Genomic DNA, 18,257 nt, shown 5'->3' with positions numbered 1-18,257 from the left:
CCACACGCATGGGTCCGAGCGGCTTCCCGACGGGAACGGTCAGTAGCGGGCGAGACGACCACTCGGCGGCGGTGCCGAGCCGAGACGCCGGATCCGGGCCGGGGGGCGACCCGCAGGCGCGCATCGCCGAACTGGAGCGGGAAAACGAGGCGTTGCGCGAGGCGGTGGCGCGGCAACGCCGCGAAAACGAACGGATCGTCGAGCGGTACGAACGGTTGCTCGACGACTGCGACGGCGAGCGCGAGGGACCTGCCCTGAAGGAGGGTTCGTCCGAGCGCGGGGTGTCGGGCGATACGGACGGCGTCGTCGGCCGGGTCGTCGGCTTGGTTACGAACCGCACCTAGTCGTCGGAACGGCCCGCGCCCGCGCCGTCGCTGAGGGTGATATCGGTCACGTCGATGATCCGCTCGTCGGCCCGGATGGTCTCGACGGCGTCGTTGGGCACCGGGTCGTCGAGGTTGTACACCGTCATAGCCTCGCCGCCGATCGTCTCGCGGCCGTTGAACATCCCGGCGATGTTGACCTCGCTGTCGCCGAGAACGGTCCCGATCAGGCCGAGGACGCCGGGGCGGTCGTAGTTGCGGACGACGAGCATCTGGCCGGACGGGCGGGCGTCGACGCGGTAGCCGTCGATGCGGACGATACGCGGGTCGCCACCGGCAAACAACGTCGCGCCGACGACGATGTCGTCGGTCCCGTCGCCGACGGTGACGGTGATGAGACTCTGGAAGTCGTCGCTCTGTCGGGTTTTCTCCTCGGTCACCTCGATGCCGCGTTCCTCGGCGATTTTGGGCGCGTTGACCGCGTTCACCTGCCACTCGAGGGGTTCGAACACGCCTTTGAGCGCGCTCGCGGTGACGAACTCCACGTCCTCGTCGGCGATGTCGCCCTCGTAGCGCACGCGGACCGTCGAGGTCCGGCCCGCGAACATCTGGGCGGCCACCTTCCCGGCCGTCTCGGCAAGCCCGATGTACGGTTCGATCCGCGGGAACGCGCTCTCGTCGATGGAGGGTGCGTTCAGCGCGTTCGCCACGGGGTCGTTCTCGAACGCGGCGACGACCTGGTCGGCGATGCTCGTGGCGACGTGTTCCTGCGCCGCCTCGGTCGAGGCCCCGAGGTGGGGCGTAACGACGACGTCGTCGACGGCGAGGAGGGGGTTGTCCGGCGACACGGGTTCGTCGGCGAACACGTCGACCGCGGCGCCGGCGAGCGTGCCGTTCTCGACGGCCGTCGCGAGGGCCGTCTCGTCGACGACGCCGCCCCGGGCGCAGTTGATCAGGTAGCCGCCGGCCATCGAGTCGAGTTCGTCCGTCGAGATCAGGCCCTCCGTTTCGGGGGTCAGGGGTGTATGAACCGTCAGGAAGTCGGCGCGGTCGAGACACGCCTCGAACTCGACGAGTTCGGCGCCGAGTTGGTCGGCACGCTCCTGTCCGATGTACGGGTCGTACGCCGCCAACTCCATCCCGAGCGAGCCCAGTCGTCTTGCGACCTCCTGACCGACGCGCCCGAGGCCGACGATGCCGAGCGTCTTCCCGTTGAGTTCGGTTCCGAGGTAGTCGCTTTTGGCCCACTCGCCGTCCCGGAGTCGGCCGTGTGCCTGCGGGATTGAGCGGGCGGCCGCAAACGTCATCGCGACGGTGTGTTCGGCCGCCGCGCGGACGTTCCCCTCCGGCGCGTTGGCGACGATGACGCCGTGATCGGTCGCCGCGTCGATGTCGATGTTGTCGACGCCGATCCCAGCCCGTCCGACGATGACCAGATCCGGGGCGGCCTCGAACACCGCCTCGGTCACCTCCGTCCCCGAGCGCACGATGAGTGCGTTGGCGTCCGCGACGGCCGCGAGCAGATCGGACCCCTCGGCGTCGTATGCGGTGTCCACCGTGTGGCCCGCGGTACGAAGCCGGTCCAACCCCGCATCGGCGATCGGGTCCGTGACGAGTACCCTCATACCCGAATCGACCCGAGGACGGAGTTAAGCGTTTCCAAACACCGCTCCGGGCGATGAATCCGTGCACGGCCGGGCCGCCGTCCCGGTCGGGGGATTCAAACCCTCGGCCGGCGACGGGGGGGTATGCGACTCGTCGCCTTTGACTTCGACGGCACGCTCTCCGACTCGGAGATGACGGTCCTGCTTGGCGAGCAGTGTGGTGTCGCCGACCGGATGGCCGAGGTCACGGAGCGCGCGATGAACGACGAGATCAGTTACGCCGAGAGCCTTCGCGAACGGGCGGCGCTGCTCGAAGGGTTGGAGTCCGAGCGGGCGGACGATGCCTTCGGTCGGGTCCGTCTCCGGTCGGGGGCGGCCGACCTGCTCGCCGACCTGAACGACGCCGGCCACCACACGGCGATTCTCACCGGCGGGTTCGAACGGGGTGTCGACCGGGCCCTCAACCGCGCGGGTGTCTCCGTCGACACCGTGATCGCCAACCGTCTGCCTCGGGCGGGGGACCATCTCACCGGCGGGGTCGAAGGGCCGTTGATCGAGGGGACCAAAGACGAGGCGCTGGAGTCGCTCGCGGCCGATCTGGGTCTCCCGCTGTCACGGACGGTCGCCGTCGGTGACGGAGCGAACGACCTCCCGATGCTGGAGGTGGCCGGGTTCGCGGTCGGCGTTCTCCCGAAGCCGGCGGTGCGGCCAGCCTGCGATGCCGTGGTGGCGTCGATGGATCGGCTCGGACGGCTGTTCGAGGAGCGCGACCTGCTGTGATCAGGTCGCCGCGTCGATGGCGTGGTCCGGATCCGCGATGATGTCCGAGACGGTCTCAAGTCCCACCGAGAGCCGGATCATATCGGGCATGAGGCCCGCCGCGGCCTGTTCGTTCTCGGTCAACTGTTGGTGGGTGGTCGAGGCGGGGTGGATGACGAGCGTCTTCGCGTCACCGACGTTGGCCAGAAGCGAGGCGAGTTCCACGTTGTTCACCGTCTCGCGGGCGGCCTCATAGCCCGCACCGAGGCCGAAGGTGATCATACCGCCGTAGCCGCCGTCGAGGTGCTCGCTCGCGGTGTCGTGGGTCTCGCGTGTATCGAGTCCGGGGTGGTTCACCCACCCTACATCGGGGTGGTCGGCGAGATGTTCGGCGACGGCCATCGCGTTCTCGCAGTGGCGGGCCATCCGCATCGGGAACGACTCCGGTTTCTGGAGGGTGACCCACACGTCGAACGGCGACTGCGTGTTACCCGGGTCGCGCAGCCCACGGGCGATGGCGGCGTAGGTAAAGCCCGCGGGCGCGAACGTCTCGTGGAAGTTGATGCCGTGGTAGGCGGGGTTGTCCATCCCGATTTCGGGGTAGTCGGCTGCGTGCTCGTTCCAGTCGAAGGTGCCGCCGTCGACGAGGGCGCCGCCAACGGTCGATCCGGACCCGTGGAGCCACTTGGTCGTCGACCCCCACACGAGGTCGGCACCGTGTTCGAACGGTCGACAAAGGTACGATGTCGCGAACGTGTTGTCGACGAACAGGGGAGTGTCGTTCTCGTGGGCGGTGTCCGCCACCTGTTCGATATCCGGGGTCACCAGCGCCGGGTTGCCGACCGTTTCGATGTGGACGTAGGCGGTGTCGTCGTCGATGGCGTCGGCGTAGGCGTCGTAATCGAGCGTATCGACAAACCGGGTCGTGATTCCCCGCCGTTCGACGGTGTGGGTGAAATACGTGTAGGTGCCGCCGTACAGTGCCGACGCCGTGACGATGTTGTCGCCCGCCTCGGCGAGCAGAAAGGTCGCGAGATCGAGCGAGGCCATCCCGGAGGGGGTGGCGGCGGCGCCGACGCCGCCTTCGAGCGAGGCAGGGCGCTCCTGGAGGCTGCCGACGGTCGGGTTCATCAGCCGCGAGTAGACGTGCCCCTCGGTCTCGAGGGCGAACTGTGCCGCGGCGTCGGCGGCGTCGTCGAAGACGTACGACGTGGGCTGGTATATGGGTGGCGCTCGCGCCCCCGTCGACGGGTCGGGGGTCTGGCCGGCGTGGAGGCTTCGCGTGTGTAATCCGGGTCGGTCGGAGTCGTCGCCCCCCTTACCGTGTCCTTCGAGGGGGACCGTCCTGAAAACCGCCGTCTGACGACGGACGTGCCATCGGTGCTGATCGCACGGAAGCGTCCGTCGACGGGTAGTCGTCGACGTCGACGGACGCCGCACTGCGGCGGGTCGGCCGTGGTCGGCGTCAGTCGGTACCGAGGTAGAGTTCGGCCACTTCCTCGCTGTCGAGCAACTCCTCGCCGGTTCCCTGGAACCGGTTCTCGCCCATGTCGAGGACGATTCCGCGGTCCGACCGCCTGAGCGCCGCGCGGGCGTTCTGCTCGACCATCAGGATGGGGGTGCCGGCCTCGTTGATCTCGACGATCTTTTCGAACATCTCGTCGACGAGTTGTGGGGCCAACCCCGCCGACGGTTCGTCGAGGACGAGCAGATCGGGGTCGAGAATCATCGCGGTTCCCATCGCGACCATCTGTTGTTGGCCGCCGCTGAGGGAGCCGGCCCGTTGTTCTGCGCGTTCTTCGAGAACGGGGAACTGGTCGTACACCTCATCGAGTCGGTCGTCGAAGTCGAACCAGTCTTTGCCCTCGGCGGGCCACGCGCCCATCTTCAGGTTCTCCATGACCGAGAGGTTCGGGAAGATGTTGTCGTTCTGGCGGACGTAACACATGCCGTACTCGACGATTTCCTCCGGCGGCTTGCCGGCCAGGTCGGTGCCGTTGAACTGGACCGACCCTTCCCGGGCCTCGACGACGCCGACGACCGTCTTCAGCAGGGTCGATTTCCCCGCCCCGTTCGGGCCGATGATCGTGACCACCTCGCCGTCTTCCATCTGCATGTCGACGCCGTGGACGATGATCGCGTCGCCGTAGCCGCTGACGACGCTCTCGAGTTCGAGTAGCATTAGACCTCGCCTCCCAGGTAGGCTTCCAGCATCCGCTCGTCCGACTGCACCTCCTCCGGGGTGCCCTTGGAGAGCACCCCGCCGTCGTGCATGCCGATGACGGTATCGGAGATACGCATGATCGCCTCGATGTCGTGTTCCACGACCAGAAACGTCATATCGCGTTCGTCACGCAGGTCCATGATGCGCTGGAGGAGTCGGTCGGTCAGATCGGGGTTGACCCCGGCCATCGGCTCGTCGAGCAACAGGAGGTCGGGATCGGCCATCAGCGCCCGCCCGAGTTCCAGTAGCTTCCGCTGGCCGCCGGAAAGGTTGCCGGCGTACTCGTCGCGCAGATCCCAGAGTTCGAGGAACTGCAGGAGTTCCTCGGCGCGGTCACGCGCAGTCCCCTCGAAGTCGCGGACACTGCTGGTGTTTGCGGCCGCCGCGAGCACCTTCTCGCCGGGGTTGTTCTGAGACGCGAGCAACATGTTGTCCATCACCCGCATCCCGGTGAGTTCCTGTGCGATCTGGAAGGTCCGGACGAGACCGCGCTGTGTGCGGTCGTTGGGCGCGAGATCGGTGATGTCCTCGCCATCGAACACAACGGTTCCCTCGTCGGGCTTATGAAAGCCCGCGAGCAGTTTGAACATGGTTGACTTGCCGGCGCCGTTCGGACCGATGACGCCGACGATCTCCGTCCGGTCGACCTCGAAGGAGACTTCCTCAACGGCGACGATGCCGCCGAACGTCTTCCGGAGGCCGTTGGCTTCGAGAAGCGTCATCGGGTCGCCTCCCCGAACAGGCCGTCCGGACGTGTGAGTAGCCCGATGATCAGTGCGACGAGACCGACCCCGAACTTGTACTCCGAGGGGATGACGGCGACGCTGACTTCCTGTGCGACGCCGATGAAGTAGCCGCCGGCCACGGCGCCCTTGGGATCACCGATGCCGCCCAGGATGACCGCCGCGAAGATGGCGATCAGGGCGGTAAAGCCCATGTTCGGGCGGATCTGCGCGTCGAGACCGAGCATGATGCCGCTGAGACCGGCGATGGCACCGCCGATCAGCCAGACGTACAGGACGAGTTTCTCCGTGTCGACACCGCGGATGCGCGAGAGCATCCGGTCGTCGGACGCCGCACGCATCGCGATGCCGATCCGGGTTCGCCGGAGCATGACGTAGACACCGAGCAACAGCAGCAGGCTCACGACGATGATCGCGACCTGCTCGACGCTGAACCGGACCCCCGCGAACGAGGGACTGGCTTCCATCGGGAGGTCATAAAAGTGCCCGCTGGGGCCCCAGATGGCGCGCAGCAGATTCCGGATAAAGAAGGCCACGCCGATCGAGACGATGAGCAGCGTGATCGGGCTTCGTGTCCGGAAGTGCTGGAAGACGAGTTTGTCGAGAACCACCGAACCGACGGACATGACGAGGATGCCGGCGACGATGGCGACGCCGATCGGAAGTCCGGCCTGTGCGTTGACCGCCCACGCCACGTACGCGCCGGCGGCCATGTAGTCGCCGTACGCGATGTTGATGAAGTTGAGGATGCCGAAAATGAGCGTCAGCCCCAACGCGGAGACGGAGATGATGCTCCCGACGACCAGTCCGTTCCAGACGAGTTGTGGATCAAGTACCATAGAGACTCACTCCGAGGTGCCGGCCTGCAACCGCTCGGCATCGCCGAGCAGACCCTGGGGCCGGTAGTAGAGAACGAGGATCAACACCACGCCGACGACCATCAGTCGGATGTAGGAAAGTTGGTCGCCGAAGGGGACGTCGCCGGGGATGAACCGCGTGATCTGTCGGAGGAACACGATGACGCTGGCTCCGAGGATCGCGCCGGTGTAACTCCCAGCACCGCCGATGATGACGGCCGCCCAGATCAGGAAGGTGATGCTGGGCAGGAACATGATCGACGAGATGGCGTAGACGTAGTGCGCCCAGAGGCCGCCGGCGAGGCCGGCGATGGCCGCGCCGATGCCGAACGACTTCAGTTTGAAGACGTAGGTGTTCTTCCCGAGTGCCAGCGGCACGTCGTCGTTCTCGCGGATGGCATGGAGCACCCGCCCGAACGGACTGGACGAGAGCCGTTCGAACAACAGGTAGCAGACGCCGACGAGCGCCCACACGAGGACGAAGTAAAAGAGGTCGTAGCTGAACGGGATCGTGGCGTCGAGCGGTCGGGGGATGTTCTTCAGCGTCTGGGCCCCCGTCGTCAGCCACGCCTCGTTGTGGATCAACAACCGGATGAGCTCCGCGGCACTCAACGTCACTATCGCGAGGTAGTCACCTTCCAAGCGAACGCTCGGGAGGGCGATCAACACGCCGACGAGGCCGGCGAGAACGGTCCCCGCGAGCAAGCCGACGACGATGGGGAGGTCGAACCCGACGACTCGCGTCGCGAGGCTGCCGGTCGCCGGCGGCGTCGTGAGTATCGCGGACGTGTACGCACCGACCGCAAAAAAGCCCGCGTGGGCGAAGTTCAGGAGGCCGGTGTCGCCCCAGTGCATGTTCATACCGATCGCTAACAACGAGTAGACGCCGGCGATGATGCCGACGACCAACAGGAGGTCTACGAGTGCCATGGATCCGTGTGGTGCATGTGTGGAATATTAATAGTAGTGTGGTCGTCTGTGAACGGTGCAGGCGGTCGTTACGAGGTCAGATCTTCGGCCGAGAACGTCGACACCTCGGTCCACGACCCGTCCGAGACTTCGAGAACCGAGAACGGCCCGACCGGGTCGCCGTTCTCGTTGAAGTCCTGTGGGTTCGAGGCGCCCTGGTAGTTGATCTCGTTGCCGGCCTCGAGTTCCGCCTTCCCCTCGGAGAACGTCGACACCTCGGTCCCATCGGGACGCGCCACCGGGTTGATGTTGTCCGTGATGGCTTGGCGACTGGCCTCGCCGGCGCGCTGGGCCGCCAGCGCGATGATATTCATCGCGTCGTAGCCCGCGGCACCGAACGTGCCCGGTGCCTGGTCGTGCATGTCGCGGTGTGCCTGCTCGAACTGGTTGTACGCCGGACCGGGCGCGGGGGCCTGCCCGAAGATCGGGTTCTCGGCCATCACGTCGGCACCGACGCGCTCGATGAAGTCGGCCGTAACGACGTCGTTCCCGATGAACACGGGGATGTCGAGGCCGGCCTCGATGTAGTTCCGCATGAACAGCGCCGACACCTCGGTTCCGGCGGTCATCGAGATGACGTCGGCGCCGGAGTCGGCGATCTGCTGGATTTCGCTGCGGTAGGAATCGGAGTTGATGGCGAGGGGCACGTCGGCGACCTGTTCGCCGCCCTGGCTGGTGAAGTAGTCGGCCACCGCCGCCGAGAAGCTCTGGGACCCCTTGTCGTCCTTGTATGTGACCGCCATCTGGGTGAAGTCGTTGTCGAGGGCGTACTGGCCCTGTGCGCGCCCGGCGATGGCGTCGCTCGGGACCGTCCGCCAGAGGTAGTCGTCGGGACCGCCGACGGAGTCCAGTTGTGTCGTCCCGGCGGAGATGGAGATCATCGGCAGCTCGGCGTTCTTGACCGGCTGGAACAGGTTCGGGATCACCGTACTCGACGGACCGAGCGTGGCCACCACGCCGGCGTTGTTGAGCGTCTGGAACCCCGAAACCGCCGCCTGCGGCGTCGTCTCCGTGTCCTGTTCGTTGATCTCGATTTCGCTCCCGAGAACGCCGGCGTCGTTGATGTCGGCGAGGGCGACGTCGCGGCCGCGGGCGGCGTTCGGGCCGACCCAGCCGAGACCCTGGCTGAACGGGGCGAGGGTGCCGACGAGGATCGAATCGCCACCGTCGCCACCGTCACCGCCGTCGCCGTTGTCCATGTCGCCACCGTCGCCACCATCGCCGCCGTCGCTGCCATCGCCACCGTCGCCGCCATCGCCACCGTCGCCACCGCCACCGCCGGAACAACCGGCGAGTCCAACGATACCCGCTGTGCCTGCCGCTTTGACGAACCGCCGTCGCCGAACACGTTTATCAGACATTCTTCTGTTGTAGTTTCCGTGGCTTATCTCCATTAACGTTTATGGAGTACGTCCAAGACAACAGTTCGCATACATAGTAGAGTGGGTATCGCTACCGACCGCGGTCGACGGGTCGGATCAGCCGCCGAACAACGAGTTGTGGACGGGCGCGAAGTCGTCGGACCCCTCGATCTCGTCCGCCTCGACCGTGTCGTGAATCGCGCGGCCCTCCGGTCCCGCCGACAGAAAGTCCCGGAGCGGCGGCCCCACCTTCTCGGGTTCGACGAGAAAGGCGTCGTGGCCGTGGTCGGACTGGACGACGTGGTGGGCGACCGGGACGCCGGCCTCACGGCTCGCCTCGGCGAGCGACTCCGACTGAGCGACGGTGAAATGCCAGTCACCGGTAAACGACATGATCAGCGCCTCCCCCTCGAAGGCCGCGAGAGCGTCGGCGTCGCTCTCGTACCCCTCGCTGAGGTCGTAGTCGTCCATGGCGCGGGTGAGATAGAGGTAGGAGTTGGGGTCGAAGCGGTCGACGAACGTCTCGGCCTGGTAGTCGAGGTAGGACTCAACCTCGCGGTACGGAAAAAAGGCGGCGGCGCGGTCGGCGGGAAACGACCGTACTGCGTCCCGGCCGGCCGCCCGGCGGCCGAAGCGATCCGCCATCGAGGCCTTCGAGAGGTACATGACGTGGCCGATCTGTCGGGCGAGCGCAAGGCCGTCGGTGGGCGGGTCACCGTCGTAGTAGTCCCCGCCCTGCCAGTCGTCGTCGGTCGTGATCGCTCGGCGTGCGATGGCGTCGAGTCCGAGACACTGGGCGTCGAGGCGGGCGGCCGCGGCGACGGGGACGATCCGTCTGACATCGTCGGGGTACTGCACCGCCCAATCGAGAACGTTCATCCCGCCGGCGCTGCCGCCGACGACGGTGTGCAGGCGGCCAACGCCGAGGTCATCGAGCAGGCGCCGTTGACTGCGCGTCCAGTCGCCGACGGTCACGGGCGGAAAGTCGGTCCCCCACGGTTCGCCGGTCTCCGGATGCTCGGCCGGCGGGCCGGACGAGCCATAACAGGAGCCGGGAACGTTCGCACAGACCACGTAGTACTCGGTGGTGTCTATCGCTTTGCCCGGGCCGACGATGTCGTTCCACCACGCCCGCGCCTGCCCCGCCGTCTCGGCGACGCCCGCGCTGGCGACGTTCTGGCTCCCGGTGAGTGCGTGACAGAGCAAAACGGCGTTGCTTCCGCCCTCGGGATCGGCCTCGAAGTCGCCGTACGCCTCGTAGGCGACCTGCAGGTCCTCGACGGATTCGCCACACTCGAAGGTGAACGTTCCGAGACTCCGCGTCCCGCTCTCGACCGACGTCATCAAAGACCCCGGTCGAGGTCCGCGACGATATCCTCGCTGTCCTCCAGTCCGACCGAGAGACGGACCATGTCGGGCGTGACACCCGCCGCCCGTTGTTCGTTCTCGCTCAACTGCGAGTGGGTGGTGGAGGCGGGATGGACGACGAGCGTCTTTGCGTCACCGATGTTGGCGAGGAAACTCGCCAACTCGACCCGTTCGCACAACTGTTTGGCCGCCTCGTAGCCGTCGGCGAGGCCGAAGGTGACCATGCCGCCGTAGCCGTCGAGGTACTCGCTCGCGGCGTCGTGGGTTTCGTGTGTGTCGAGGCCGGGATATGTCACCCAGTCGACGGCCGGGTGGTCGTCGAGATGTTCGGCGACGATGCGGGCGTTTTCACAGTGGCGGTCCATCCGCAAGGGGAGCGTCTCCAATCCCTGCATCGTGACCCACGCGTCGAAGGGGGACTGCCCGTTGCCGAGGCTCCGAACCGAGCGGTAGCGGACGGCGGCCGCGAGCGCCCGGTCGTCGAACCGGTCGCCGAAGTCGAAGCCGTAAGCGGGATTTTCGCCCGCGAGTTCCGGATAGTCGGCGTCGGGGTGGTCCCACGGAAAGGTACCACCGTCGACGAGAACGCCGCCGAGGGTCGTCCCCGATCCGTGGATCCACTTGGTCGTCGACTCCCACACGAGGTCGGCGCCGTGTTCGATGGGGCGACAAAGGTACGGTGTCGCGAACGTGTTGTCGACAAAAAGTGGGGTTGCCCGGTCGTGGGCCACCGCGGCGAGGCGTTCGATATCGGGGGTCACCAGCGACGGGTTGGCCAGCGTCTCGACGTGGACAAAGGCGGTGTCGTCGTCGATGGCGTCGGCGTAGGCGTCGTAGTCGAGCGTGTCGACGAGTCGGGTCTCGATCCCACGGCGCGACGCCATCTTCGAGAAGTACGTGCTCGTCCCACCGTACATGTCGGCGGCGGCGACGACGTTGTCGCCGGCCGACGCGAGAACGCTCGTCGCGGCGTCGAGCGCCGCCATCCCGGCGGAGGTAGCGACGGCGTCGGTCCCCCCCGACAACGAGGCGAGTCGGCGTTCGAGCGTCCGGGTCGTCGGGTTGGAAAAGCGCGAGTAGATGTTGTCCTCGACCTCGAGGCTGAACCGCTCGGCCGCGTCGGCGGCGTCGTCGAAAACGTACGACGTGGTCTGGTAGATGGGTGGCGCGCGCGAACCTGTCGCCGGGTCGGGCTCCTGCCCGGCGTGGAGGCTCCGGGTGTGAAAACCGTCGGTCATGTGCGTAGTGCATATTCCCGAAAGAACTTATAACCGGTAGTTACGCGGTGCCGCGTCGGTCGGTGTGGTCCGGCAAAAGGACCATGCCGTCTCGCCACACGATATTTTCTACCGGATGACGACTGAACGCGAGTACACGGGCGACTACCCCGACAAGACGCTGTACATCCCGGGTCCGACCGAGGTCCGCGAGGACGTTATCGACGCGATGGCCGAACCGATGTTCGGGCACCGCATGGACCGGATGACGGATCTCTACACCACCATCGTCGAGGATACGAGAACGTTTCTGGGCACCGACAACGACGTTATCGTTCTCACGGCGTCCGGAACGGAGTTCTGGGAGGCGTCGACGCTCAACCTCGTCGACGAGCATATCCTCTGTACCACCTGTGGCAACTTCGGTGAGCGCCACGCGAAGGTGGCCGAGCGGGTGGGCAAAACCGTCGACAGGTTGGCGTACGACTGGGGGAACGCCGTCAAACCGGAGGACGTGCGCCGGCGACTCGAGCGCAGCGAGGTCGACTACGACGTCGTCACCTGCGTGATGAACGAGAGTTCGACCGGCGTCCGGAACCCGATCGAAGAGATCGGCGACGTCGTCGCCGAGTATCCGGACACCCGCTTTGTCGTCGACGCGGTGTCTGCACTCGGCGGCGACCACGTCGACATCGACGCCCACGGGATCGACGTCATCTTTGCGTCGACCCAGAAGGCCTTCGCCATGCCCCCAGGACTCGTGGTTTGTGTCGTCAGCGAGGACGCCTACGAGCAGGAGACAGAAAGCGACTCGGCGTCGTGGTACGGCGGGTTTCAACGGTGTCTCGACTACTACGACCGGAAAGGACAGACCCACTCCACGCCGGCCATCCCGATCATGCTCGCCTACCGGAAACAGATGAAACACATGTTGGAGGAAGGCCACGAGGCACGCGACCGGCGCCACCGCGAGATGGCCGAGTACACCCGCGACTGGGCACGCGAACACTTTGATCTCTACCCCGAGGAGGGGTACGAATCCCAGACGGTGGCCTGTATCGAGAACACGCGGGGTATCGACGTCGCCGAGACCATCGAAACCGTCTCGGACCGCCACGACATGGTGTTCTCGAACGGGTACGGCGAGATTGCTGAGGAGACGTTTCGCATCGGTCACATGGGCGAACACACGGTCGAGGGCATTGAAACGCTAACCGACGCCATCGAGGACGCGGCGGGGTTATAGGTCGGCCTCGCGGAACCACAGCAGTCCCAGAAGCGGCGGGACGAGAATCCACACGAGAAGCATGAGCGTTGCCGACACCTGCATGTTCACGTCGCCCTGTGTGTACAGCCCTCCCTGCAGAAAGGCGTTGGAGACGATTTTGAACGAACCGGTCGGGTTGATCAGTCTGAGCATCCGCAGCACCTCCTGTCCGGTGAGGGGGAGCCACGACGGCGCGCCGCCGGCCCCGAAATAGAACCGAAGCCGGAACTGAACCGCCCCCCACAACGGGACGAAAAGAAAGTAGATCCCGACCGCGCCGGCGATCGCCCGCCTGCTCGACGACGCCGCCGTCGAGAAACCGACGGCGATGCTGACAAATGCCACGCCCAGCACCGCCGTCAACAGCGTGTAGCCGAGATACGACGCCGCGTCGAAGGTGATCGAGGGAACGATCACAAAAACGAGTGCCGGCAGGAGAAAGCCGACTGCGATGGGGGCGGCGATGGCGCCCGATCGGCCGATCACCTTGCCGAAGACGACGTCGGCCCGGGAGTGGGGAAGCGAGAGCAGGAGTTTCAGCGATCCCGACTCGCGTTCGCCGACAACGGCGTTGTAGGCGACGATCAGCGCGATCAGGGGCACGAGCGTCGTCACGAGGGCGTCGCGGATGAAAATCGAGTTGAGCACCGCGTTCGAACTGAACGACTCGCCGGGGGCCGGCCGCACGAGATACGCCGCGGCCGCCACCAACAGAACGAACAACACCGACAGTCCGGCGACCCACCGCGACCGGACGGCGTCCTCGAAGTCCTTGCGCGCGACGGCGTTCCAGGTCACGCCGACACCTCCGTACCCTCCGTGTAGGCGATGAACAGGTCCTCTAGCGAGGTTTCCTCGGTCTGGAAATCTTTCACCGTCACGTCGGCCTCCTCCAATGCGCCGATAACCGCCGTTTTGGCGTCGGCCTCACAGGAAACGGTGACCGTTCCGCCGTCGGTCGAGGCGGCGGTCACACCGCCGAGTGCCCGCACGGCTTCGAGGTCGGCCTCGCTCGCGGCGTCGACGGTGACCGACAGTGTCTCACCGCCGTCGACCGCCTCGCGCAGGCCCTCGATGCTGTCCTTGGCGACGAGTTCGCCCTCGCGTAGAATGCCGACCCGGTCACAGACGGCCTCGACCTGACCGAGAACGTGACTGGAGAAAAAGACCGTCGCGCCGCGGTCGGCCTCGGCACGGACGATGTCGCGCATCTCGCGTGCGCCGCCGGGGTCCAACCCCGAGGAGGGTTCGTCGAGAATGAGCAGGTCGGGGTCACCGACCAGTGCCATCGCGAGAACGAGTCGTTGACGCATCCCCTTGGAGTAGCCACCGGCCGCTCGGTCGGCGGCGTCGGCGATGCCGACTCGATCCAGCAACGCGTCGGGGTCGGCGTCGACCTCCTTGGATCGTACTGCGAATTCGACGTGTTTCCGGCCGGTGAGACGGTCGTACACGCCGTATCCCTCCGGCAACACACCGGTACGCCGCCGCACCGCGACGCTGTTTCGTTCCGCGTCCAGACCGAGAACGCGCACCTCGCCGGCGCTGGGGCGGACGAAATCGAGCAACATGTTGATCGTCGTCGACTTTCCCGCGCCGTTCGGGCCGAGAAAGCCGAACACCTCGCCCTCGGGGACCGTGAGGTCGAGGTCGGAGACGGCGGTGACGTCGCCGAACCGTTTGGTCACGCCGTCAAGATCGATTGCGGCCATGGGCACTCGTTGGGCCAGTCCCGGTTAAAGAGTTTAGGTGTCGCTCGGCGAGCACAACGATCGACACGAAACGGGGGAATCAAAAACGGCGGCGCTCCGCCGGGGCAAGGGCGAGCGCCGACCACGAACTGAACAGGGATATGCCCAAACGTGGTACGCTAGAGACTGACCAAGCCTCATTTGGCAGTGGTGGTGTGTTGTATTCTGCCGGTGTTGCGTGTTCGTACGTCGGTCACCTCCACAAAAAATTGGACGCACGGGTATCATAAATACGTTTATTCGGATGTAATAATATTATTTAACGCCCTTCTATACGCCGTGTCCACCCATCCACCGGCGCACAAGACCAGATCGAACGCGACTACGGGTCGTCGGAATATTAAAGATGTAGGATTGGTATCAATAATACGTTCTATGGGGGGGACACCCACACGTGAGGTGTTTGATGACTATGGCGTGTTGCTTGATGACGTGTTCTCCGTTCTCGGAAACGAACGTCGGCGGTTGGTACTGGGATATCTGAAAAGCACAGACAAAGACAGCGTCGAGCTCGGCGACCTCGCAACCAGCATCGCGGGGTGGGAACACGACAAGCCGGCGGGCGAGGTCAGTTACGACGAACGCAAGTCCGTTCAGACGTCGCTCTACCAGTTACATCTGCCCAAGATGGACGAACTGGGCTTTGTCGAGTTCGACAGGCGGTGTGGAACGGTCACACTCACCGACCTCGGAACGGAGTTAGAGGTGTCGGTCGGAGCCGATGGCGAAACACGGATGTCCTCTGCGATGTCCGTCGTCCTCGGTGTGAGCACGGTGTTCTCGGCGCTTGTCCTCCGGTCGGGCACGTTCCCGGGCCCGGACGGAGGGCCGATTATCGCGTTCGGGGCGGTTGCGTGTCTCGGAATCGGGGCCTTGCTGTCGGTTGGATACGACCGGTGGGTGTCGTCGGACCGAAACACCGTGGGGCTGCCGACCCCGGACGACTGAACGAACCGCACGGTCACCGGACGAACCGCCGGAGTCTCGTACGGAGGGAACCGGGTCGGTCACGCGAGCGCCCTCCGATCCGTTCGCGTCCGAGGAGCCGACACCCGACGACGTAGAAGGGGACGCCCATCAGCGCGTCGATGACGATGATCGGGAGCCACGGGTGCCACCGGTAGAGTGAGTCGAGCATCGAGTCCGGGAGAACGGCGAGATAGTGGTAATGCGAGACGAAGCGGTGGTACCCACCGGTCGAGTCGGGAGCGTGGAGCGTCACCGTGACGTTCGTCTCGCTGTCGGGTGCCAGTCGGACCTCGCCGGGTTCGACGTCGACGTCGTCGTCGGGTGCCTTGACGTACACCTTTGTCGGGAGCAGTCCGGCGTTGGAGAGCCGTCGGTCGTGTCCCTTCGACTCGCCGGTTTGGATGACGGTCGGGCGTTCCGACTCGAAGCTCGCACTCACGAAATCGATCCGTTCTGTCCCGGACGGCACAGCCATCGGCAGCGTCAACCCGAGGAGGAGGATGAGCGTCAACGCGCCGACGACGAGGCGCGGATCCAGCCCGAACTCCCGGCTCCGCGTCCGACCTCGGTCGCGTGACCGCCCGCGACCATTTCGGATCGTATCAACGAGATACAACGCGAACACGATGGCTGCGAGGACCGAGAATCCCCCAGTCGTTCCGAGAATCGAGCCGACCCCGAGAAAGACCGCGAGGCGTCGCTGAGCGTTCACCGCCGTTTCCTGAACGGACGACGTGGCGTCACCCAAGTGTGGGAGGACAAGCACCTGTCCGTTCAGTCGTACGACCTTCGAGACGATCTGACCGTTCTTTACCGGTGGCTCGCCGCTATCCTGATCCGTGACGGCGTTGTTGTCACCTCTAGTGACGTATCCGCGTTCCGTCTCGCCGACGACACGGTGGGTGGTGAGTCCGCCGCCCTGAATCTCCTCGGCGCGGAAGACGATCACGTCGCCCGATTCGACCGGACCAGCCACCTCGATCGGGACCGCCAGAAATCCGTCGCCCGGGTCAAGCGCCGGCTGCATGCTTCCCGTCCGGACGAACCCGAGAACAACCGGCCCACCGATCGCCTGCCCCACGACGAGAACGAGAATCACGAACACGGCGACGATCTCCAGCGACGCCGAGACCATCCGTCCGATCGAGGCCATATCTTAAATATCTGTCATATTCTGCATAATAATAAATGTTTTGTGAGAAGCGATCAGGTCGCGTTCGCGCTGATCGAAAGCGTCACCGAGACGTTTTCGGGTTCGCTGACACCCAGTGCGTTCGCGAGAAACGAGACGCCGACGTGATCGCCGGGGGAAAGGGTGTACTCGAGCGTGCGGCCGCCACCGTTGGCGGTAAGCAGGCTCCCCGTCTGCGAGCCGTCGTCGTGGAACTGGAAAAACACCCGCGTGTCGGCGTCATCGCCCCTCCTAAACCCCACCTCGCAGTCGAGTTGCTTTGTGTTCGCGGTGTTGTTGGCGATGGCGAACGCCGACCGAAGGCTTGAGTCGCCCGAGCGGTCGCTCGGCGCGGGCGCGGTGACCAGATCGAACGTGCCGGGCGTCGGATCGGTGCCACCCTCCACGAACGCGCCGAACTGGTAGATCGAGTCGACGTTGATGTCGGGATCGAACTGCAACTCGCCGTCGGAGAGCCCGACCGTCGAGAGATCCGGGTTCGGCACCAGGCCGATCAGGCCGTCGGTGTCGTCAACGACACTGATTTCGGCCGACCGGGCCATGGTCGACGCGGTGAACGCGCCGACGCCGCTTGCGGCTGCGCTCCCGGACAGCGCGAGGCTCGTTCCCAACAGGAATCGACGCCGGTTCACGGGTAGGGGAGTGGGGGGTTACTCCGTTCCGGGGTCGGCGGCCTCGTTGGCGTTGACCACGAGGCTGCCCGGGAGGGGGGCCTCGCCCGAGGTGTCGGCCTCGGTGGCGTCGACCTGGAACGAGACGTACACCTGCTCCCCGGCCGGAATGGCCTCGTCGGGGTCGTTTCCGTTGTTGAAGCTCAGAGCCTGCTGTGCGGACGGATTGTCGCTCAGCGTGAGTTGTGTCGTGTCCGTCGCTCCATCGAGTTGGCTGGGATCGTTGGTGCCTGTGGTGCCGCGGTCGGCGCTGATCGCCGTCGCCTTTCCTTGCAGAAAAACGCTTGCGGTTCCGGGTTCGGTGTTCCGGTTGAGTTCCAACCCGACCTCCAGATCGATGGTCTGACCGCTGTTGTTGCTGATAACGAACGCCGACTGGTCCACTCCTCCACTACCCGTGACGACGAACGGTTCGCCGCTGCCAGCCGCCGCCGGGTTGGTGTCGCTGTCAAAAATACTCTCGAAGGCGACGGCGTCGCCCTGTGCGTCGTCGTTCATCGCGCCGAGCTGGTACTTCGACTGGTCGTTGACACCGGCACCACTGCCGCTGCCCACGATGTCGATCGCGAGTTCGCCGTTGCCGTCAAGGCTCACCCGATCACCGAGACCGCGAGCGCCGCCGGGTTCCATCGCGACGAGCGCGTTGCTGTCGTTGACCACCGCCACGTTCGCGGACCGCGACATCGTCGCGGCCGTGAACGCGCCGGTGCCTGATGCAGCCGCCCCGCCGGCGGCGAGCGATCCGAGTCCGACCAAGAACTTTCTCCGGTCCATTGGTTGTCACCGCCCGTGTATCACGGGCGCACCTCATACAGGGGGCCAAGGGGGTATTGTTATACAGGCGATGGGGGATCGGAAAAAGAGGCGTCTGCGAGGTGCCAAGCGGCCGTATTCTCGGCCGGTAACAACCCGTTTCGGGAGGTGAAAGCGGATCTTACCGGCTGGTCGGTTTCGGGTACGAGGTTTTTTCGGGAGTAGTAAC

18 protein-coding genes are annotated in these 18,257 nt (G+C 65.5%); 4 read left to right on the top strand and 14 right to left on the bottom strand.

Annotation, left to right across the window (positions count from 1 at the left end; translation table 11 throughout):
• Positions 1-8 precede the first annotated feature (8 nt).
• Positions 9-344: a hypothetical protein gene (locus Q0925_RS09645; protein WP_299334707.1), complete on the top strand. Its 336-nt coding sequence runs from the start codon at positions 9-11 to the stop codon at positions 342-344.
• On the opposite strand, the gene serA is transcribed toward Q0925_RS09645, so the two are convergent.
• Positions 341-1,948: a phosphoglycerate dehydrogenase gene (gene serA / locus Q0925_RS09640; RefSeq protein ID WP_299334705.1), complete on the bottom strand. Its 1,608-nt coding sequence runs from the start codon at positions 1,946-1,948 to the stop codon at positions 341-343. The genes Q0925_RS09645 and serA overlap by 4 nt on opposite strands.
• Before the next feature lie 123 nt (positions 1,949-2,071).
• Between serA and serB the strand changes: the two genes are divergently transcribed.
• Entirely contained in the window at positions 2,072-2,707 is a 636-nt protein-coding gene (serB, locus tag Q0925_RS09635; protein WP_299334703.1) for a phosphoserine phosphatase SerB, read from the top strand.
• On the opposite strand, the gene Q0925_RS09630 is transcribed toward serB, so the two are convergent.
• The 8 genes from Q0925_RS09630 to Q0925_RS09595 form a co-directional block, all read right to left on the bottom strand.
• On the bottom strand, positions 2,708-4,126 hold the full coding sequence (locus Q0925_RS09630; protein WP_299334701.1) for an O-acetylhomoserine aminocarboxypropyltransferase/cysteine synthase family protein: 1,419 nt from the start codon (positions 4,124-4,126) through the stop codon (positions 2,708-2,710).
• A gap of 25 nt (positions 4,127-4,151) precedes the next feature.
• Positions 4,152-4,868 carry an ABC transporter ATP-binding protein gene (locus tag Q0925_RS09625; RefSeq protein WP_299334699.1) on the bottom strand — a complete coding sequence of 239 codons (717 nt, stop codon included), beginning with the start codon at positions 4,866-4,868 and terminating at the stop codon, positions 4,152-4,154.
• Positions 4,868-5,632, bottom strand: coding sequence for an ABC transporter ATP-binding protein (locus Q0925_RS09620; RefSeq protein ID WP_299334697.1), 765 nt, complete (start codon positions 5,630-5,632; stop codon positions 4,868-4,870). Before Q0925_RS09620 ends, Q0925_RS09625 begins: the two co-directional genes overlap by 1 nt.
• The gene (locus Q0925_RS09615) at positions 5,629-6,492 is read right to left on the bottom strand and encodes a branched-chain amino acid ABC transporter permease (RefSeq protein ID WP_299334695.1); all 864 of its coding nucleotides are present in this window, start codon (positions 6,490-6,492) and stop codon (positions 5,629-5,631) included. The genes Q0925_RS09620 and Q0925_RS09615 overlap by 4 nt, the downstream gene beginning before the upstream one ends.
• A 6-nt stretch (positions 6,493-6,498) precedes the next feature.
• On the bottom strand, positions 6,499-7,440 hold the full coding sequence (locus Q0925_RS09610) for a branched-chain amino acid ABC transporter permease (protein ID WP_299334693.1): 942 nt from the start codon (positions 7,438-7,440) through the stop codon (positions 6,499-6,501).
• Positions 7,441-7,508: 68 nt separating this feature from the next.
• Entirely contained in the window at positions 7,509-8,840 is a 1,332-nt protein-coding gene (locus Q0925_RS09605) for an ABC transporter substrate-binding protein (protein WP_299334691.1), read from the bottom strand.
• 117 nt (positions 8,841-8,957) lie between these two features.
• Positions 8,958-10,184, bottom strand: coding sequence for a homoserine O-acetyltransferase MetX (metX, locus tag Q0925_RS09600; protein ID WP_299334690.1), 1,227 nt, complete (start codon positions 10,182-10,184; stop codon positions 8,958-8,960).
• Positions 10,184-11,446 carry an O-acetylhomoserine aminocarboxypropyltransferase/cysteine synthase family protein gene (locus Q0925_RS09595; RefSeq protein WP_299334688.1) on the bottom strand — a complete coding sequence of 421 codons (1,263 nt, stop codon included), beginning with the start codon at positions 11,444-11,446 and terminating at the stop codon, positions 10,184-10,186. The genes metX and Q0925_RS09595 overlap by 1 nt, the downstream gene beginning before the upstream one ends.
• Before the next feature lie 115 nt (positions 11,447-11,561).
• Here Q0925_RS09595 and Q0925_RS09590 point away from each other — a divergent pair, with 115 nt between their 5' ends.
• Positions 11,562-12,671 (top strand): pyridoxal-phosphate-dependent aminotransferase family protein, encoded by a 1,110-nt coding sequence (locus tag Q0925_RS09590; protein ID WP_299334686.1) that lies wholly within the window; start codon positions 11,562-11,564, stop codon positions 12,669-12,671.
• On the opposite strand, the gene Q0925_RS09585 is transcribed toward Q0925_RS09590, so the two are convergent.
• Positions 12,666-13,490, bottom strand: coding sequence for an ABC transporter permease subunit (locus tag Q0925_RS09585; RefSeq protein ID WP_299334684.1), 825 nt, complete (start codon positions 13,488-13,490; stop codon positions 12,666-12,668). The genes Q0925_RS09590 and Q0925_RS09585 overlap by 6 nt on opposite strands.
• On the bottom strand, positions 13,487-14,404 hold the full coding sequence (locus tag Q0925_RS09580; RefSeq protein ID WP_299334682.1) for an ABC transporter ATP-binding protein: 918 nt from the start codon (positions 14,402-14,404) through the stop codon (positions 13,487-13,489). Before Q0925_RS09580 ends, Q0925_RS09585 begins: the two co-directional genes overlap by 4 nt.
• 414 nt (positions 14,405-14,818) lie before the next feature.
• On the opposite strand from Q0925_RS09580, the gene Q0925_RS09575 reads away from it, so the two are divergent.
• Complete coding sequence (locus Q0925_RS09575) at positions 14,819-15,391, top strand: DUF7344 domain-containing protein (RefSeq protein WP_299334680.1); 573 nt, start codon at positions 14,819-14,821, stop codon at positions 15,389-15,391.
• A 13-nt stretch (positions 15,392-15,404) separates the two neighbouring features.
• Here Q0925_RS09575 and Q0925_RS09570 read toward each other — a convergent pair whose 3' ends face one another.
• From Q0925_RS09570 to Q0925_RS09560, 3 genes are read right to left on the bottom strand one after another with little or no spacing between them, the layout of a single operon-like run.
• The gene (locus Q0925_RS09570; protein ID WP_299334678.1) at positions 15,405-16,565 is read right to left on the bottom strand and encodes a signal peptidase I; all 1,161 of its coding nucleotides are present in this window, start codon (positions 16,563-16,565) and stop codon (positions 15,405-15,407) included.
• A 53-nt stretch (positions 16,566-16,618) separates the two neighbouring features.
• Positions 16,619-17,215 carry a hypothetical protein gene (locus Q0925_RS09565; RefSeq protein WP_299334676.1) on the bottom strand — a complete coding sequence of 199 codons (597 nt, stop codon included), beginning with the start codon at positions 17,213-17,215 and terminating at the stop codon, positions 16,619-16,621.
• 39 nt (positions 17,216-17,254) lie between these two features.
• Positions 17,255-18,049, bottom strand: a complete 795-nt coding sequence (locus Q0925_RS09560; RefSeq protein WP_299334674.1) for a hypothetical protein — start codon at positions 18,047-18,049, stop codon at positions 17,255-17,257.
• Positions 18,050-18,257: the final 208 nt, after the last annotated feature.

Source organism: Haloplanus sp., from assembly GCF_028275055.1.
Classification (GTDB): Archaea; Halobacteriota; Halobacteria; order Halobacteriales; family Haloferacaceae; genus Haloplanus.
The sequence above is the reverse complement of the archived record's forward strand: the minus strand, read 5'-3'. Positions and strand labels throughout refer to the sequence as shown.

Bases quoted from the DNA above. Each gene is read 5' to 3' on its own strand.
- Q0925_RS09645 (WP_299334707.1), top strand. From the start codon at position 9: ATGGGTCCGAGCGGCTTCCCGACGGGAACGGTCAGTAGCGGGCGAGAC.
- serA (WP_299334705.1), bottom strand. From the start codon at position 1,948: ATGAGGGTACTCGTCACGGACCCGATCGCCGATGCGGGGTTGGACCGG.
- serB (WP_299334703.1), top strand. From the start codon at position 2,072: ATGCGACTCGTCGCCTTTGACTTCGACGGCACGCTCTCCGACTCGGAG.
- Q0925_RS09625 (WP_299334699.1), bottom strand. From the start codon at position 4,868: ATGCTACTCGAACTCGAGAGCGTCGTCAGCGGCTACGGCGACGCGATC.
- Q0925_RS09620 (WP_299334697.1), bottom strand. From the start codon at position 5,632: ATGACGCTTCTCGAAGCCAACGGCCTCCGGAAGACGTTCGGCGGCATC.
- Q0925_RS09615 (WP_299334695.1), bottom strand. From the start codon at position 6,492: ATGGTACTTGATCCACAACTCGTCTGGAACGGACTGGTCGTCGGGAGC.
- Q0925_RS09610 (WP_299334693.1), bottom strand. From the start codon at position 7,440: ATGGCACTCGTAGACCTCCTGTTGGTCGTCGGCATCATCGCCGGCGTC.
- Q0925_RS09605 (WP_299334691.1), bottom strand. From the start codon at position 8,840: ATGTCTGATAAACGTGTTCGGCGACGGCGGTTCGTCAAAGCGGCAGGC.
- metX (WP_299334690.1), bottom strand. From the start codon at position 10,184: ATGACGTCGGTCGAGAGCGGGACGCGGAGTCTCGGAACGTTCACCTTC.
- Q0925_RS09595 (WP_299334688.1), bottom strand. From the start codon at position 11,446: ATGACCGACGGTTTTCACACCCGGAGCCTCCACGCCGGGCAGGAGCCC.
- Q0925_RS09590 (WP_299334686.1), top strand. From the start codon at position 11,562: ATGACGACTGAACGCGAGTACACGGGCGACTACCCCGACAAGACGCTG.
- Q0925_RS09580 (WP_299334682.1), bottom strand. From the start codon at position 14,404: ATGGCCGCAATCGATCTTGACGGCGTGACCAAACGGTTCGGCGACGTC.
- Q0925_RS09575 (WP_299334680.1), top strand. From the start codon at position 14,819: ATGGGGGGGACACCCACACGTGAGGTGTTTGATGACTATGGCGTGTTG.
- Q0925_RS09570 (WP_299334678.1), bottom strand. From the start codon at position 16,565: ATGGCCTCGATCGGACGGATGGTCTCGGCGTCGCTGGAGATCGTCGCC.
- Q0925_RS09560 (WP_299334674.1), bottom strand. From the start codon at position 18,049: ATGGACCGGAGAAAGTTCTTGGTCGGACTCGGATCGCTCGCCGCCGGC.